Source organism: Arthrobacter sp. P2b, assembly GCF_900168295.1.
In the GTDB taxonomy this organism is placed as follows: Bacteria; Actinomycetota; Actinomycetes; order Actinomycetales; family Micrococcaceae; genus Arthrobacter.
The window spans coordinates 702,600-718,555 of record NZ_FVZL01000001.1 but is presented as its reverse complement, the minus strand read 5'-3'; the positions used below and the strand labels follow the sequence as shown (position 1 = coordinate 718,555).

At 67.3% G+C, this 15,956-nt stretch carries 14 protein-coding genes; 11 read left to right on the top strand and 3 right to left on the bottom strand.

Features of this window, described 5'->3' with window-relative positions; genetic code table 11:
• The first annotated feature begins 8 nt into the window (after window positions 1-8).
• The 4 genes from ligA to B5520_RS03250 all read left to right on the top strand — a co-directional run bounded on the left by ligA (window position 9) and on the right by B5520_RS03250 (window position 4,137).
• On the top strand, window positions 9-2,285 hold the full coding sequence (gene ligA / locus B5520_RS03265; protein WP_079595597.1) for an NAD-dependent DNA ligase LigA: 2,277 nt from the start codon (window positions 9-11) through the stop codon (window positions 2,283-2,285).
• Window positions 2,282-3,121: an inositol monophosphatase family protein gene (locus B5520_RS03260; RefSeq protein WP_079595596.1), complete on the top strand. Its 840-nt coding sequence runs from the start codon at window positions 2,282-2,284 to the stop codon at window positions 3,119-3,121. Before ligA ends, B5520_RS03260 begins: the two co-directional genes overlap by 4 nt.
• 81 nt (window positions 3,122-3,202) lie before the next feature.
• Window positions 3,203-3,706, top strand: coding sequence for a GNAT family N-acetyltransferase (locus B5520_RS03255; RefSeq protein WP_079595595.1), 504 nt, complete (start codon window positions 3,203-3,205; stop codon window positions 3,704-3,706).
• A gap of 47 nt (window positions 3,707-3,753) precedes the next feature.
• A complete protein-coding gene (locus B5520_RS03250) occupies window positions 3,754-4,137 on the top strand; it encodes a RidA family protein (RefSeq protein ID WP_079595594.1) in 384 nt (127 codons plus the stop codon).
• A 12-nt stretch (window positions 4,138-4,149) separates the two neighbouring features.
• Here the strand turns inward: B5520_RS03250 and B5520_RS03245 are convergent, their stop codons facing one another.
• Both B5520_RS03245 and B5520_RS03240 read right to left on the bottom strand, forming a co-directional pair.
• A complete protein-coding gene (locus B5520_RS03245) occupies window positions 4,150-4,815 on the bottom strand; it encodes a response regulator (protein WP_079595593.1) in 666 nt (221 codons plus the stop codon).
• On the bottom strand, window positions 4,808-6,541 hold the full coding sequence (locus B5520_RS03240) for a sensor histidine kinase (RefSeq protein WP_079595592.1): 1,734 nt from the start codon (window positions 6,539-6,541) through the stop codon (window positions 4,808-4,810). Before B5520_RS03240 ends, B5520_RS03245 begins: the two co-directional genes overlap by 8 nt.
• 200 nt (window positions 6,542-6,741) lie before the next feature.
• On the opposite strand from B5520_RS03240, the gene B5520_RS03235 reads away from it, so the two are divergent.
• The 5 genes from B5520_RS03235 to B5520_RS03215 all read left to right on the top strand — a co-directional run bounded on the left by B5520_RS03235 (window position 6,742) and on the right by B5520_RS03215 (window position 12,588).
• On the top strand, window positions 6,742-8,202 hold the full coding sequence (locus tag B5520_RS03235) for a CitMHS family transporter (RefSeq protein WP_079595591.1): 1,461 nt from the start codon (window positions 6,742-6,744) through the stop codon (window positions 8,200-8,202).
• Between the two features lie 146 nt (window positions 8,203-8,348).
• Window positions 8,349-8,645, top strand: coding sequence for an Asp-tRNA(Asn)/Glu-tRNA(Gln) amidotransferase subunit GatC (gene gatC, locus B5520_RS03230; protein WP_079595590.1), 297 nt, complete (start codon window positions 8,349-8,351; stop codon window positions 8,643-8,645).
• 2 nt (window positions 8,646-8,647) lie between these two features.
• The gene (gene gatA / locus B5520_RS03225) at window positions 8,648-10,204 is read left to right on the top strand and encodes an Asp-tRNA(Asn)/Glu-tRNA(Gln) amidotransferase subunit GatA (protein WP_079595589.1); all 1,557 of its coding nucleotides are present in this window, start codon (window positions 8,648-8,650) and stop codon (window positions 10,202-10,204) included.
• Complete coding sequence (gene gatB, locus B5520_RS03220; protein WP_079595588.1) at window positions 10,204-11,712, top strand: Asp-tRNA(Asn)/Glu-tRNA(Gln) amidotransferase subunit GatB; 1,509 nt, start codon at window positions 10,204-10,206, stop codon at window positions 11,710-11,712. Before gatA ends, gatB begins: the two co-directional genes overlap by 1 nt.
• A gap of 189 nt (window positions 11,713-11,901) precedes the next feature.
• Window positions 11,902-12,588, top strand: a complete 687-nt coding sequence (locus tag B5520_RS03215) for a hypothetical protein (RefSeq protein ID WP_176156743.1) — start codon at window positions 11,902-11,904, stop codon at window positions 12,586-12,588.
• Window positions 12,589-12,645: 57 nt separating this feature from the next.
• Here the strand turns inward: B5520_RS03215 and B5520_RS03210 are convergent, their stop codons facing one another.
• Window positions 12,646-13,557, bottom strand: a complete 912-nt coding sequence (locus tag B5520_RS03210) for a LysR family transcriptional regulator (protein WP_079595587.1) — start codon at window positions 13,555-13,557, stop codon at window positions 12,646-12,648.
• A 134-nt stretch (window positions 13,558-13,691) separates the two neighbouring features.
• Between B5520_RS03210 and tdh the strand changes: the two genes are divergently transcribed.
• Together tdh and B5520_RS03200 are read left to right on the top strand one after the other, a co-directional pair.
• Window positions 13,692-14,738 carry an L-threonine 3-dehydrogenase gene (gene tdh / locus B5520_RS03205; RefSeq protein ID WP_079595586.1) on the top strand — a complete coding sequence of 349 codons (1,047 nt, stop codon included), beginning with the start codon at window positions 13,692-13,694 and terminating at the stop codon, window positions 14,736-14,738.
• Between the two features lie 8 nt (window positions 14,739-14,746).
• Window positions 14,747-15,946, top strand: coding sequence for a glycine C-acetyltransferase (locus tag B5520_RS03200; RefSeq protein ID WP_079595585.1), 1,200 nt, complete (start codon window positions 14,747-14,749; stop codon window positions 15,944-15,946).
• The last annotated feature ends 10 nt before the right edge of the window (window positions 15,947-15,956 follow it).

Below are 15,956 nucleotides of genomic sequence, written 5' to 3'. Positions count from 1 at the left end.
ATAGGTCTGTGAGCACAGGAGCAGGCCCCGCAGAAAAGACAGCCACCCGGACCACCGCACCCGATGGTCAGGACGCCATCCCTTCCGAGTCCGTCCGGGAGGAGTACGAGAACCTGGCGGACCTCGTCCGGAAGTACCGGTTCGCGTACTACCAGGAAGACGCGCCCCTGGTATCGGATGCCGAATTCGACACACTCTTCCGCCGCCTCGAGGAGATCGAGGCCCTGCACCCCGAACTGGTCTCCAACGACTCACCCACCCAGGAAGTGGGCGGCGAAGTCTCGGCAGCCTTCGCAGCCGTGGAGCACCTGCAGCGCATGTACAGCCTCGAGGACGTCTTCTCCCTCGGGGAACTCGAGGCATGGCTCAACAGGGCCGAGGCAAGCATCGAAAAACTTGGCGACGGCGCTGCCAAAGCGGCCTGGCTCACGGAGCTCAAGATCGACGGGTTGGCCGTCAACCTGCTGTACCGGGACGGCAAGCTGGTGCGTGCCGCCACCCGCGGAGACGGAACCACGGGTGAGGACATTACCCACAACGTGCTCACCATCAAGGAGATCCCTCAGCAACTGAACGGCGACAGTTTCCCCGCCGAAATGGAAGTCCGCGGCGAGGTGTTCATTCCCTCGCAGGCATTCGCCGAATTCAACGAAGCACTCATCGAAGCGGGCAAGGCTCCGCTGGCGAACCCTCGCAACGCCGCCGCAGGCTCGCTGCGGCAGAAGGACCCGGCGGAGACCGCCAAGCGGCCGCTGAAGATGTTCGTCCACGGCATTGGCGCCCGCGAAGGCCTCGAAGCCCGCAGCCAGTCGGAAACCTACGCCCTGCTCAAGGACTGGGGCCTTCCCGTGAGCCCGTACTTTGAAGTGCTGGAACGCCGGGAGGACGTCCTGGCCTTCATTAAGAAGTACGGTGACCAGCGCCATAAGCTGCTCCACGAAATCGACGGCATCGTGATCAAGGTGGACGACTTTGCCACCCAGCGCGCCCTCGGCTACACCACCCGGGTACCGCGCTGGGCCGTCGCCTACAAGTACCCGCCGGAGGAAGTGCACACCAAGCTTCTGGACATCATGGTCAACGTTGGCCGCACCGGACGGGTTACGCCCTTCGGGATGATGGAACCGGTCAAGGTGGCCGGCTCCACGGTGGAGATGGCCACCCTCCACAACCAGGACGTGGTCAAGGCCAAGGGTGTGAAGATCGGCGACATCGTGGTCCTGCGGAAGGCCGGCGACGTCATCCCCGAAATCGTGGGCCCGGTCCTGAACCTGCGCGACCAGCAGGATCCGCCGGTCCGGGACTTCGTCATGCCCACCGAATGCCCGTCCTGCGGCACCCCGCTGGCCCCGGCCAAGGAGGGGGACGTGGACATCCGCTGCCCCAACGCCAAGTCCTGCCCCTCACAGCTCCGGGAGCGGGTGTTCCACCTCGCCGGCCGCGGCGCCTTCGACATTGAGGCGCTGGGCTGGGAAGCGGCCATCGCGCTGACCCAGCCGGCCGAACCGGAGGTTCCGCCGCTGACCTCGGAGGCCGCCCTCTTCGACCTCACCACCGAAGATTTGGCCCCCGTAAAGATCCGGCGCGAGAAGCGGTCCAAGGGCGTTGGAACCGGTGAGTACGAGCTGGTGCCCTACTTCTACAGCAAGGGCACGGCGAAGTCGCCGTCGAAGCCCACCGCCACCACGGAAAAGCTGTTCAAGGAGCTGGAAAAGGCCAAGGCACAGCCGCTGTGGCGCGTCCTGGTGGCACTGTCTATCCGGCACGTCGGCCCTCGGGCCTCCCGCGCGCTGGCCCAGGCCTTCGGCACCATGGACGCCATCCGGGCGGCGTCGGAGGAAGACCTCGCCCACGTTGACGGCGTGGGACCCACCATCGCCGCCGCACTCAAGGAATGGTTCGCGGAGGACTGGCACCGGGAGATCGTGGACCGCTGGGCAGCCGCCGGCGTGCGGATGGAGGATGAGCGTGACGAGTCCATGCCGCGCACCCTTGAGGGACTCACGGTGGTGGTGACCGGCTCGCTGCCCAACTTCAGCCGGGATGAAGCCAAGGAAGCCATCCTGCTCAGGGGAGGCAAGGCCGCAGGCTCGGTCTCCAAGAACACCAGCTACCTGGTGGCCGGCGAAAGCGCCGGCACAAAACTGGACAAAGCCGAGCAGCTCGGCATTCCCGTCCTGGACGAAGACGGCTTCCGGCTGCTGCTGGAGGCCGGGCCGGCAGCATTCGCGGAAGCAGCGCCGGCAGCGGCGGATACGGCCGAAGCCGTGGAGGAGGACGCATGAGCGCCGGCGAAGGACAGCTGAATAGCGAAGCTACAACAGCAGGGCTCCTTGCCATCGCAAAGGACGCGGCAGCGGCAGGAGCGCAGGTCCTCGCCACGAGGAACAGCGACGCACTCAACGCCAGCAACAAGGGTGCGGCCGGGGACTGGGTCACGGCCTTCGATGTGGCCGCCGAGAACGCGGTGCGCGCTGTCCTTGCCGCGGCCCGTCCGCGTGACAGCATCACCGGCGAGGAACACGGAACCACCCGGCCGGAGGCGTCCTCCGGGTACCGCTGGTCCATCGACCCCCTGGACGGCACCACCAACTTCATCCGGAACATCGTCTACTACGCCACGTCGGTGGCGGTGGCGGATGCCGACGGCGCCTGGCTGGCCGGCGTGGTCAACGCGCCAGCGCTGGGCCGCGTCTACTACGCCTCCCGCGGCGGGGGTGCCTGGCTGGAGGAGGGCGGCACGGTGACCCGGCTGGAAGGTCCGGTTCCCGGCCGGAAGGGGCAGATCCTCGCCACCGGCTTCAGTTATGATCCCGGCGTCCGTTCCGAGCAGGCAGCCGTCTTTGGCCAGCTGATGGCGGGCTTCGCGGACGTCCGGCGCCTTGGCTCCGCCGCCCTGGACCTGTGCCTGGTGGCAGACGGAACCCATGATGCCTTCGGGGAGCGCGGACTCAACGAGCACGATTTTTCGGCCGGTGCCCTCATCGCGGAGGAGGCCGGGTGCTGGGTGCGGCGGCCCCGGCTGGCCAGCCCGCTGGAGGGCGGACCCACCGACCAGGAGCGGCTGGACGCCTGGACCTGTGCCGCGGGCCTGGAGCTCTCCGGCAGGTTCCCGCTCTGAAAGCTGCCAAAAGGTGATAGTTCGATCACGGAAAACGCCCTTTGGGGCCGGTTGGGCGGCGGCCGCCACTACCATTGATGGGTGCATCCGCAGATAACCGTCCGTCCCGCCGTCGAATCCGATTTCGACGCCGTTGCCCGCATCACGCGTGATTCCTACCTCGCGGCGGGCTACTTCGACGACGCCGAGCACCCCTACATGCGCAAGGTCCAGGACGTCGCACAGCGCGCCGGCCAGGCCACCGTCTGGGTGGCAGAGCGGGCCGGGGCCGTGGTGGGGTCGGTGACCCTGGCCCTGGCGGGCGAGCCGTACGCGGACATCGCACTGGGCGACGAGCTGGAATTCCGCATGCTGGTGGTGGACCCGGCCGTGCAACGCAGCGGCGCCGGCAAGGCCATGATGGCGGCCATCGTGGACCACGCCAAAGCATTGGACGGCATCAACGCCGTTTCGCTGACCACCGGAAGCACCTGGGAAAGCGCCCGCGGACTGTACAACAAAACCGGCTTCGCCAGGGTGCCGGACCGGGACTGGTTCGTACCCGGAACTGACATAAAGCTGCTGGTTTACCGGCTGGACCTGTAGCAGCCCTACAGTGGTGGCGACCTCATTCCAGCTCTGAAAGGCCCACCATGCGCAAAACCTTCGGCACCGGCTCCGTCTGGGAACAGACCCTCGGCTACTCCCGCGCCGTCCAGGTAGACAACACGCTCTACATTTCCGCCACCGCAGCAAGCGGCGAGGACGGCATCGTGGGCGAGGACTTCTACACCCAGACCCAGTACATCCTGCAGAAGCTGGGCAAGGTCCTGGCTGACGCCGGATTCGGGCTGGAGGACGTGGTGCAGTCCAAGCTGTACCTGACGGACATCAGCAAATGGGAAGAAGCCGGCCGGGCCCACGGGGAAGTCTTCGGTGACATCCGCCCCACCCTGTCGCTGGTACACGTGCTGCCGTTCCTGGACCCGAAGATGCTCGTCGAAATCGAGCTCGTGGCCCAGAAGAGCGCCAACTAACCAAGGCGCGGCTCAGGACGTCGCGGGCAGGCCGTAGCGGTGCTCCGGCCTGCCCGTTGTCCCGTAGCGCAGCTGGATGTCCACGGCGCCGTCGTCCGCGAGCGAGGACAGGTACCGCTGCGCAGTCGCCCTGGATACGCCCACCCGGCCCGCGACCTCGGCCGCGGAGTACTGCTCGCCGGGAACCAGCGATTCGAGCACCGCGGCTTCGGTCGCGGAGCGCGGCCTGGCCGACGGCGTGACGTCCCCCGGGATCAGCGAACGTTTGGCCCGCTCCACGGAGTCCTGGTCCAGTGCACCGGGCTGCGCCAGGAGGCGGCGGTAGCGGGCGTAGGACCGCAGCTGCTGCGACAGGGCGTCAGCCGTGAACGGCTTCAGCAGGTAGCCCAGGGCGCCGCGGCGGAAGGCCAGCCGGACGGACGCCGCGTCCGACGCTGCGCTGAGGATGATGGTGTCCACGTCCAGCTGCTGCAGCAGGTCCAGACCCGAAGCGTCCGGCAGGTACACGTCCAGCAGCACCAGGTCCGGCCGCAGGCTGTGGATCGCCTGCAGGGCCAGGGAGGCGGTGCCCACCGGCGAGAGCGCCAGGAAACCCGCCACCGAGTCCACGTAGGCGGCGTGCAGCTTGGCCACATGGAAGTCGTCGTCCACGATCAGGACGCGAAAATCCTCAGCCATCGTTATCCTTTCCAGTTACCCCCGGGATCTTTGCGGTATGGCTTCCTGCCGTGGTGTGCGGCAATGTGGCCATAAAAACTGCGCCCGGCCCGCCCCTGCTGCCCGGATCCAGCACCGTGACGTCGCCGCCGCGCCGCCGGGCCAGCTGGCGGGCCAGCGCAAGCCCGAACCCCTGGCCGCCGCCGGCCCGCACGTTCCGGGATAGCGGTCCCGTTGCGGTGGTGAAGCCTTCGGCGAAGACGGCCTCGGCGTCCGTCCCCTCAGCCAGCCCGTCGCCCGAGTCTGCGACCACCACGTGGAGGGTGCCGCCGTCGTCGCCCGGCGCATCCAGCACCTCAAGCTCAACCCAGCGGTCCTCCGCCGAGCCGGCGACGGCGGCGTTGACCGCGTTGTCGATCAGGTTGCCCAGCACGGTGGTGACGTCCTGGGCCTCGGTGACCTGCCCGCGGACCAGGGTCTCGGGCCCGATCCGCAGGGCGACGCCCCGCTCGTCGGCTTCCACGCCCTTGGCCCCCACGAAGGCCTGCAGGTACGGGTCCTGGAGCAGTTCCGCCTGCTCGACAGGAAACTTCAGCGGCCCTGTGGCAGCCAGCCGGCTAAGGTACTCGCGGGCCTGATGGTGCTGTCCGATGCTCATGAACCCTGCGAGCGTGTGCAGCTGGTTGGCGAACTCGTGCCGCTGGGCCCGCAGGGCGGTTGACATGGTGCCCACGGCGTCCAGCTGCCGGGTGAGTTCCTGCAGTTCGGTGCGGTCCCGCAGCATCACCACCCAGCCCAGGTCCTCCCGCCGGTGCAGTGCCTTGCGGGCGTTCGCCACCAGCACCCGGCCGCCGGCCACGATCTCCAGGGCGTCGGTACCGGCGGGACCTGGCCTGGTGAGGGACTTCAGCTGGTCCGGGACCGGGGCGTCCTCCCAGCGCGTGCCCGCCAGGTCAGGCAAATCCAGCAGGCGCTGCGCCGCTGCGTTGAAGACACTGATCCGGCCGTCGGCCGAAATGCCGATGACGCCGTCGTCCACGCCCTGCAGCACCGCCACCTGGTCGTGGACCAGCATGCTGATCTCCTCAGGCTCGAGCCCCAGCGTGAGCCGCTGCAGCCGGCGGCGCAGCAGGAAGGATCCCAGGACGCCGGCCAGCAGGGCGCCGGCGGCCGTCACCGCCACCGGCCCGATGTCGCGGGCCACGCTCTGGCCCACGGTTTCCATCGAATAGCCCACGCTCACCTCGCCCACCACGGCGGTGCTGTCCGGCGAGTACACCGGCACCTTCGCTCCCGCGGACGGGCCGAGGGTTCCCGTGTTCCGGGTGGTGACCTCCCGGCCCGCCAGGGCTTCGGTGGGATCCGTGCTGACCTTTTCGCCCAGCCGCTCCGGGTCCGGGTGCGCCAGCCGCAAACCTGTCTCGTCGGTAATCACCACGAACAGGGCGCCCGTCCGCACCCTCGCGGCCTCGGCTTCCCGCATCAGGGGCCCGGCCGCCAGCTCGGCCGGCGGGGGAGTCCCGGGCTGTCTGCTGATGGCCAGCACGTCCTCGCGCACGGAAGGGTCCGAGGCAACGGTCCGGGCAAGGGTCAGCGCCTGGTTCTCGGCCTCGCTGCCCACCCGGTCATAGGTGAGCCAGGCATGGACCGCGGCGCTGAGCAGGACCACCAGGAGCACCACGGCCACCTGCAGCAGGAGCGTCTGGGTGGAGAACCGCAACGGCGGGCGGGGTGCGGAACGCTGCATGATCCTCCTTGATGGGTGTCCGGCGGCGGCGGGGCGTTCGGCAGTGGCGTGGGCAGAAGCGTGAGCACAATGCGCAAAATGCTCCCAATAAGCAGTATGCCAATCAATTGAGCCAAAGGCACTGCCGTGACGGCGGCCACCCTACAGTCTGTAGCACGCGTCACAACGCTGTGCCGCTGTTCACAAAGAAGGAGCCGGCCGTGCTGGTATTACTTGGATTCGCAATGATCGCGGTATTCATGGTGCTGATCATGACGAAAAAGTTGACGCCAGTGCTGGCGTTGATCATCGTCCCCACCGTTTTCGGACTTTTCGCTGGTGCCGGCCTTGGCATCGGCGACATGGTGATGGACGCCATGAAGTCCATGACCTCCACCGCAGCCCTGCTGATGTTCGCCATCATCTACTTCGGACTGATGATCGACGTCGGGCTGTTCGACCCGCTGGTGAGGTTCATCCTCCGCAAGCTGGGCAACGACCCCGCCAAGGTGGTCCTGGGCACCGCCCTGCTGGCTGCCGCAGTGTCCCTGGACGGTGACGGCTCCACCACCTTCATCCTCACCACCGCGGCCATGCTGCCCATCTACCTCCGCCTGAAGATGAGCCCCGTGGTCCTCACCTGTGTGGCCGGCCTGGCCAACGGCACCATGAACATCGTTCCGTGGGGCGGCCCCACCGCCCGCGCCGCCACCGCCCTGAAGATCGATGTCAACGACGTCTTCGTTCCCATGCTCCCGTCGCTGATCGGCGGCATCGCCGTCGTCCTCGCCTTCGCCTGGCTCCTTGGCCTGCAGGAGCGCAACCGCCTCCGCGCCACGGCGCCGGAGATCTGGGGCGTGCCGGACACCGCTGAAGGGTTCGACGGCAGCACCCCCGCGGGCGGTTCAGGAACCGGCCGCGGACGCAAGGGAACCAACCCTGGCGGAGCAGCCCCCGCCGTCGGCGGTTCCTCCGTTGCCGTCCTGGAACACACCGAAGACCTCGTGGATGACAGCGACACCGCCATGGCGGACACCGCCCTGGACCCCAACCGCAGCACCCTGCGCCCCAAGCTGTTCTGGTTCAACCTGGTCCTCACGGTCGCGGTGATGGGCATGCTCATCGCCGACCTCGTGCCCCTGCCGTACGTGTTCATGGTGGGCTCGGCCATCGCCCTGCTGGTGAACTTCCCCCACGTCAAGGACCAGGCCGCGCAGATCGTGGCCCATGCCCCGTCAGTTGTTGCCGTGGTCAGCATGGTCATGGCTGCCGCAGTCCTGACCGGCGTGCTCACCGGCACCGGCATGGTGGAGGCCATGTCCGCGTGGCTGGTGCAGATCATCCCGTCCAGCATGGGCCCGCTCATGGCCGTCATTACCGGCGTCCTCAGCATCCCCATGACGTTCTTCATGAGCAACGACGCCTTCTACTTCGGCGTGCTCCCCGTCCTGAGCGAGACCGCCGGCCATTACGGGATCAGCGCAGCCGAGATGGCCCGCGCCTCCATCACCGGCCAGCCGTTCCACATGCAGAGCCCGTTGGTTCCCGCCATCCTGCTCCTCGTATCACTGGCCAAGGTGGACCTCGGCGACCACCACAAGAAAGTGCTGTGGCGCAGCGCGGTGGTGTCCCTGGTCATGCTGGGAATCGGCGTGCTGACCGGAGCCATTGGAATCGGTTAGTCTGTAGCTGCCGCGGTGCTGCCCTGAGGGGTGGGGGCCCGGTAGGAAGGTGCCCGTCTGACGCCCGCTGGGGGTCGTCAGACGGGCATCATCGTTTCCCCACTAGAATGGATCGGAAATCAATTCAAACTTTGCAGGGGAGATCCATGGCTGCGATCAACCGTGACGACGTTGCGCATCTCGCGCGGCTCGCTCACATTGAGATGAGTGCTCAAGAGCTGGACAGGATGGCCGGAGAACTCGCCGTCATCGTTGATTCGGTCAAGTCCGTCAGTCAGGCCGCCGGTGACGACGTCCCGGCCACGTCCCACCCCATCCCGCTGAACAATGTGTTCCGCGAGGACGTTGTGGGGCACACCTTCACCGCGGAACAGGCACTCTCCGGTGCGCCGGATTCCGATGACAACCGTTTCAAGGTCCCGGCAATCCTGGATGAGGCATAACCATGACTGACAACAACGAACTCATCCGCCTCTCCGCCGCCCGGCTGGCGGAAAAGCTGGCCGCCGGCGAGGTGACCTCCGTGGAGGTCACGCAGGCATACCTGGACCGGATCGCCGCGGTGGACGGCGGTGAACGGGGCGTCAACGCGTTCCTGCACGTCAACGCCGAAGAGGCGCTCGCCGTCGCAGCCGAGGTGGATGCCATCCGCGCCGCCGGCGGTGCCGAAGCCGATGCGCTGCACGTCCTGGCCGGCGTTCCCATCGCCGTCAAGGACCTCATCGTCACTGTCGGCCAGCCCACGACGGCCGGCTCGAAGATCCTCGAGGGCTGGCACAGCCCGTACGACGCCACCGTGGTGGAGCGCCTGCGCGCGGCGAAGATGCCCATCCTGGGCAAGACCAACCTGGACGAGTTCGCCATGGGCTCCTCCACCGAGCACTCGGCCTACGGCCCCACCCGCAACCCCTGGGACCTGGACCGGATCCCGGGCGGCTCCGGCGGCGGGTCCGCTGCCGCCGTCGCCGCTTTCGAGGCCCCGCTTGCCCTCGGCACGGATACCGGCGGGTCCATCCGCCAGCCCGGAGCAGTCACCGGAACCGTCGGCGTGAAGCCGACCTACGGCAGCGTGTCCCGCTACGGCGCCATCGCCATGGCCTCCTCACTGGACCAGATCGGCCCGGTGTCCCGGACTGTCCTGGACTCGGCACTCCTGCACCAGGTCATCGGCGGGCACGATCCGCGCGACTCCACCTCCCTTCCGGACCCGCTGGCGGACCTCGTGGCCGCCGCAAAGACCGGCAGCGTCGAGGGCATGCGGATCGGCATCATCAAGGAACTGCACGGCGAGGGCTACCAGGCCGGCGTCGAGAACCGCTTCAACGATTCCCTGGAACTGCTGCGGGAAGCGGGCGCGGAAATCGTTGAGGTGTCCTGCCCCAACTTCCAGTACGCCCTGGGCGCCTACTACCTGATCATGCCGTCCGAGGCGTCCTCCAACCTCGCCAAGTTCGACGGCGTCCGCTACGGCCTGCGCGTCCTGCCCGAGGACGGTCCCATGACCATTGAACGCGTGATGGGTGCCACCCGCGCCGCCGGCTTCGGCGACGAAGTGAAGCGGCGCATCATCCTGGGCACCTACGCCCTAAGCGCGGGCTACTACGACGCCTACTACGGTTCGGCGCAGAAGGTCCGCACCCTGGTGCAGCGCGACTTCGATGCCGCCTTCACCGTGGCCGACGTCCTGATTTCCCCCACGGCGCCCACCACCGCCTTCCGCCTCGGCGAAAAGCTGGACGACCCGCTGGCGATGTACCTCAACGACGTCGCCACCATCCCGGCCAACCTGGCCGGTGTGCCCGGGCTGTCCCTGCCCGGAGGACTTGCGGACGAGGACGGACTGCCGGTGGGCATCCAGCTGCTCGCCCCCGCCCGGGAGGACGCCCGCCTGTACCGGGTTGGCGCCGTCCTGGAGTCGCTGCTTGAGGCCAAGTGGGGCGGCCCGCTGCTGGCGCAGGCGCCCGCGCTGGGTGAGCTCGTTGAAGCCAAGGAGGCAAAATAATGAACACTGACGCAATCCTGAGCTTCGAAGAGGCCATGGAGAAGTACGATCCCGTCCTGGGGTTCGAGGTCCACGTGGAGCTCAACACCAAGACCAAGATGTTCTCCTCCGCGCCCAACGTCTTCGGCGACGAGCCCAACACCAACGTCAACGAGGTGGACCTGGGCATGCCGGGCGTCCTGCCCGTGGTGAACAAGGCTGCGATCGAGTCCTCCATCAAGATCGGACTGGCGCTCAACTGCAAGATCGCCGAGTCCTGCCGCTTCGCCCGGAAGAACTACTTCTACCCGGACACCCCCAAGAACTTCCAGACCTCCCAGTACGACGAACCCATCGCGTACGACGGCTACCTGGACATTGAGCTGTCCGACGGCACCGTGTTCCGCGTTGAGATCGAACGCGCGCACATGGAGGAGGACGCCGGAAAGCTGACCCACATGGGCGGGGCCACGGGCCGCATCCAGGGTGCGGACTTTTCGCTGGTGGACTACAACCGCGCCGGCGTGCCCCTGGTGGAAATTGTCACCAAGCCCATCGAGGGAGCGGGTTCCCGTGCTCCGGAGCTGGCAAAGGCCTACGTGGCTGCGGTCCGCGAAATCGTGAAGAACCTTGGTGTGTCCGACGCCCGGATGGAACGCGGCAACGTGCGCTGCGACGCCAACGTCTCGCTCCGCCCGCACGGCCGCGAAAGGTTCGGCATCCGGTCAGAGACCAAGAACGTGAACTCGCTGCGCGCCGTCGAGCACGCCGTCCGGTACGAGATCCAGCGGCACGCCGCCGTGCTGGACTCCGGCGAGCCGGTGGTCCAGGAGACCCGCCACTGGCACGAGGACACCCGGACCACCACGTCCGGCCGGGCCAAGTCCGACGCTGACGACTACCGCTACTTCCCGGAGCCTGACCTGGTTCCCGTGGTTCCGTCCCGGGAATGGGTTGAGGAACTCCGGGCCACGCTGCCCGAGCCGCCGGCTGCCCGCCGCAAGCGCCTGCAGGCCGACTGGGGCTACTCGGACCTGGAATTCCGCGACGTGGTGAACGCCGGCGTTATGGACGAGATCGAGGAAACCATCGCCGCCGGTGCGTCGGCTTCGGTTGCCCGCAAGTGGTGGATGGGCGAGATCGTGGGCCGCGCCAAGAACGCCGACGTGGATCCCGGCCAGCTGGGTGTCCGTCCCGCCACCATCGTGGAACTCGCCCGCATGGTGGAAGAGGGCAAGATCAACAACAAGATGGCCTCGGAGGTGCTGGACGGCGTGCTCGCCGGCGAAGGCACTCCGGCGGAGATCGTCGACAAGCGCGGCCTCGCCGTCGTGTCCGACGACGGCCCCCTGCTCGAAGCCATTGACGCCGCCCTGGCAGCGCAGCCCGACGTCGCGGACAAGATCCGCGGCGGCAAGGTGCAGGCCATCGGCGCCATCGTGGGCGGGGTCATGAAGGCCACCCGCGGCCAGGCCGACGCCGGCCGCGTCCGTGAGCTGATCCTGGAGAAGCTGGGCGTCACCGTCTAGGTCCTTCCGCCCCAGCCGGGCAGCAGTTTTTGCCGTTCATCACGGCATCTACTGCTGCCCGGTTGTGCTTTAAGTACTCAGGTGGCCGCGCGGAAAAGTACGCGTATTCAGGCGCCCGTCACGGTCCTACACTGGAGCGCACGGGGCCGGCCTATGGCGGCCCCGGCCAGCGATGCGAAGGGGGCCGCGATGCCACAGCAGGACCAGCCGGGGATCCGGAAGGCACTCCTGGCGGGGGCTGTGGCCCTTGCCCTGACCGGAACGGGCGCGGCCCTGGCTTGGTCTGCCGACTCACCCACGCCTTCACCGTCCCAGTCGGCGCCCGGGCAGGACAACCGCCAGGACAAGCCGGCCAAACCGGACAAGCCGGCCAAACCGGACAAGGCCCAGCGGCCCCAGCTGCAGCACAGCGAAAGCGTGGTTAAAAGGGCGGACGGCACCTTCCAGACGGTTCTTGAGCAGCGCGGAACCGTGGAAGCGGTGAGCGCCACCTCCATCACGGTCAGGAGCGAGGACGGCTACACCCGGACGTACGCCGTTACCGCTGATACGAAAATCACCAAGGTCCCGGCTCCTGCGGCTGACGGCGGGTCTACAGGCAGTCCTGGGTCTACAAGCAGTCCGGGGGCAACGGGCGACGGCGGCAAGCGGCATAAGCAGTCAGCCGGAACCATCGCGGACATCACCGCCGGGGAAGTGGTCAGGATTTCCGGGGTAAAGAACGGGGACCAGGCCACGGCGGACCGGATCGCCGAGGGCGCCGGGGACGTGCCGGGCCTCGGGCTGGGCCGCGGCCACGGCCTGGGGCATGGAAAGGACCACGGCCACGGCAACGGGCTGGGCAGGGGCCACGGGCACGGAAACCAGCCCAAGTAGGTAGCGCCAACTGTCGTTATGGGCGCCCAGAACGACAGTTACTGCTACCCAGTTGGGTCAGCCTCGGTCCACGAGTCCCGCCATGATGTCCTGCAGCGCCTCGCACACGATCATGACGGAACGGCGCTTCAGGTTTTCCGGCCGGGCCAGCAGGTCGATCCGACGGCGGGTGCTGATGCCCTCAAGGGGCCGGAGCACAATGTCCGGGTTGAGCACCGGGCCTGCCGTGTACCGCGGCAGCAGTCCGATCACACCCCCGGCAGCCACAAGTGCCGCCACCGTGGAGTAGTCGTTGATGCGATGCACGATGTTCAGTTCCCTGCTGGACACGGCGGCGACGGCGGACAGCACATCGGCGGGGGAGTAGCCGGCGTGGCTGGTCACCCAGGCCTCGCGGCCGACGTCGTCCGCTGTTACGGCGGCCTGGCGGGCCAGCCGGTGCCCTGCGGGCAGCGCCACGTCCAGCGGCTCATGGGCGAGCGGAATCACCGTCACCCGTTCGGCGGGCCAGCGGGGGCTGTGGTCCATGCGGTGCGCGAGGACCAGGTCGTAGCGCGCCGTCAGCGCGGGAAAGTCCTGCTGTGCCACGTCCTCGTCGGAGAGTTCCACGCGCGGCTGCCCGGGGGCGTCGAGGATCCTGGCCAGCGGCGCGAACACGGCCTGGCCGGCGCTGTGGAAACCGCTGAGGGTTACCCGGCCGGACGCCGACCCGTGGTAGGTCCCGATCGCACCCCTGGCGTCGGCCATGGCACTGACGACGGCGGCACCGGCGTCAGCAAGCACCTGCCCCGCCTCGGTCAGCACCAGGTTCCGTCCCTCCTTCCGCGTCAGGGGCACGTCCACAGTCCGCTGCAGCAGGGCCAGTTGCTGGGAGACGGCCGACGGGGTGACCATGAGGGTGTCCGCAACGGCCTTGACGCTGCCCAGGGCGCCGAGTTCGCGCAGGATTTCGAGCTGGTGGATCTCCATTCCACCAGTTTATGCATTAGGAAAAGCTACATCGTCGATTGAGAATATCCCTGTTGTGCTAAAGCTTCTTCGCCGTTGTAATGAGGAGGGCAGCAACCTGCCGAAGAAGTGACTGACAAAGAGTAAGGAAGCCAATGAAGGCTCTGTACAAGGCCGGCCCACAGGCCGGCTTCGAGCTGGTGGACCGGCCGGAGCCGGAGGCCGGCCCTGCCGACGTGAAGATCCGCGTTATGACCACGGGCATCTGCGGCACCGACCTCCACATCCAGTCCTGGGATTCCTGGGCGCAGGGGATCATCGAGGCGCCCCTGATCGCCGGCCACGAGTTCTACGGCGAAGTGGTGGAAACAGGCGAAGACGTCCGCGACGTCAAGGTGGGGGACCGGGTATCCGGCGAAGGGCACGTGGTGTGCGGAATCTGCCGCAACTGCCGCGCGGGCCGCCGCCAGATGTGCATCCATACGGTCAGCGTGGGCGTGCAGCGTGATGGTGCCTTTGCCGAATACGTCGTCATTCCGGAAACCAACGTCTGGGTCCACCACGATCCGTCGGTCACCCCTGAGCTGGGGGCCATTTTCGATCCTTTCGGCAACGCCGTGCACACGGCACTGAGCTTCCCGCTGGTGGGCGAGGACGTGCTGATCACCGGCGCCGGGCCCATCGGACTGATGGCCATCGCCGTCGCCCGCCATGCCGGTGCACGCAAAATTGCCATCACCGACGTCTCCCGGCCGCGGCTGGACCTGGCCCGGCAGCTGGGCGCAGACCTCGCCATCGACGTCTCCACCACGCGGGTCCGGGACGCCCAGCGCGAACTGGGCATGCGGGAGGGCTTCGACATCGGCATGGAAATGTCCGGCCACCCCACAGCCCTGCCCGAGATGATTGACAACATGAACCATGGCGGCCGGATTGCCATGCTGGGCCTGCCCAGCCAGGACATCACCATTGACTGGGGGAAAGTGGTCACCCACATGCTCACGCTCAAGGGCATCTACGGCCGGGAGATGTTCGAAACCTGGTACGCGATGAGCGCCATGCTCTCCTCCAACCCCGTGCTCCACGCGGGCATCTCCGCCGTGGTCACCGATACGCTCCCCGCTGCCGAATGGGAGAAAGGCTTCGACATTGCCCGCAGCGGCGCGGGCGGCAAAGTTGTCCTCGACTGGACCCGACTCTAAGGAACATCATGTACACCTCGATCAAGGACCAGCTGCGCACCGAGCTGGAGGACATCCGCACCGCCGGACTCTACAAGACAGAACGCAGCATCAACTCCCCGCAATCCAGCCACATCACGGCAGGAAGGATTGGCGCGGACGGAGCAGCCGTCCTGAACTTCTGCGCCAACAACTACCTTGGCCTGGCGGATCACCCGGACATCATCGCCACGGCCAAGGCCGCGATGGATGAGCGGGGCTTCGGCATGGCCAGCGTCCGTTTCATCTGCGGCACGCAGGACCTGCACCTGGAGCTCGAGGCGCGCGTCTCCCGCTTCCTTGGCACCGAGGACACCATCCTGTTCTCCAGCTGCTTCGATGCCAACGGGGGAGTCTTCGAGTCACTGTTCGGTCCTGAGGACGCCATCATCTCCGACGCCCTCAACCATGCTTCGATTATCGACGGCATCCGGCTGTGCAAGGCCCAGCGGTTCCGCTACGCCAACCAGGACATGGTGGACCTTGAAGCGAAGCTCGTGGAGGCGAAGGGAGCCCGGCGCAGGATCATCGTGACCGACGGCGTGTTCTCCATGGACGGTTACCTGGCTCCGCTGGAAGCCATCTGCGATCTCGCCGAAAAGCATGACGCGCTGGTGATGGTGGATGACTCGCACGCGGTCGGTTTTATGGGCGCCACCGGCGCAGGAACTCCCGAACATGCCGGTGTTTCGCACCGGGTGGACATCTACACCGGCACCTTTGGCAAGGCCCTTGGCGGAGCATCCGGCGGTTATGTGTCTGGTCGTGCCGAGGTGGTCGCCATGCTGCGGCAAAAGGCGAGGCCGTACCTCTTCTCCAACTCTCTTGCCCCGGCCATTGTTGCCGCCACCATTAAGGCGCTGGACCTGGTCCAGAACTCAGCGGACCTGCGGCGGCAGCTTTTCGACAACGCCGCGCTGTTCCGTCAGCGGATGACGGAGGAAGGCTTCGACCTGCTGCCCGGCGAACACGCCATTGTCCCGGTGATGTTCGGCGACGCTGTCCTGGCGGCCAAGGTTGCCGACCGGATGCTGCAGCACGGCGTCTTTGTCACTGCCTTCAGCTTCCCCGTGGTTCCGCGCGGCGCCGCGCGGATCAGGGTGCAGCTTTCGGCCGCACACTCCGCGGACGACGTCGAGGCCTGCGTGGCTGCCTTCGTCGCCAGCCGGGCTGAGGTAGCAGCAGACTGACCCCGCGCCA

What these genes read in the sequence shown, in the direction of transcription:
- B5520_RS03260 (WP_079595596.1), top strand. Translation starts at nt 2,282, where the DNA reads ATGAGCGCCGGCGAAGGACAGCTGAATAGCGAAGCTACAACAGCAGGG.
- B5520_RS03250 (WP_079595594.1), top strand. Translation starts at nt 3,754, where the DNA reads ATGCGCAAAACCTTCGGCACCGGCTCCGTCTGGGAACAGACCCTCGGC.
- B5520_RS03245 (WP_079595593.1), bottom strand. Translation starts at nt 4,815, where the DNA reads ATGGCTGAGGATTTTCGCGTCCTGATCGTGGACGACGACTTCCATGTG.
- B5520_RS03240 (WP_079595592.1), bottom strand. Translation starts at nt 6,541, where the DNA reads ATGCAGCGTTCCGCACCCCGCCCGCCGTTGCGGTTCTCCACCCAGACG.
- gatC (WP_079595590.1), top strand. Translation starts at nt 8,349, where the DNA reads ATGGCTGCGATCAACCGTGACGACGTTGCGCATCTCGCGCGGCTCGCT.
- gatA (WP_079595589.1), top strand. Translation starts at nt 8,648, where the DNA reads ATGACTGACAACAACGAACTCATCCGCCTCTCCGCCGCCCGGCTGGCG.
- gatB (WP_079595588.1), top strand. Translation starts at nt 10,204, where the DNA reads ATGAACACTGACGCAATCCTGAGCTTCGAAGAGGCCATGGAGAAGTAC.
- B5520_RS03215 (WP_176156743.1), top strand. Translation starts at nt 11,902, where the DNA reads ATGCCACAGCAGGACCAGCCGGGGATCCGGAAGGCACTCCTGGCGGGG.
- B5520_RS03210 (WP_079595587.1), bottom strand. Translation starts at nt 13,557, where the DNA reads ATGGAGATCCACCAGCTCGAAATCCTGCGCGAACTCGGCGCCCTGGGC.
- tdh (WP_079595586.1), top strand. Translation starts at nt 13,692, where the DNA reads ATGAAGGCTCTGTACAAGGCCGGCCCACAGGCCGGCTTCGAGCTGGTG.
- B5520_RS03200 (WP_079595585.1), top strand. Translation starts at nt 14,747, where the DNA reads ATGTACACCTCGATCAAGGACCAGCTGCGCACCGAGCTGGAGGACATC.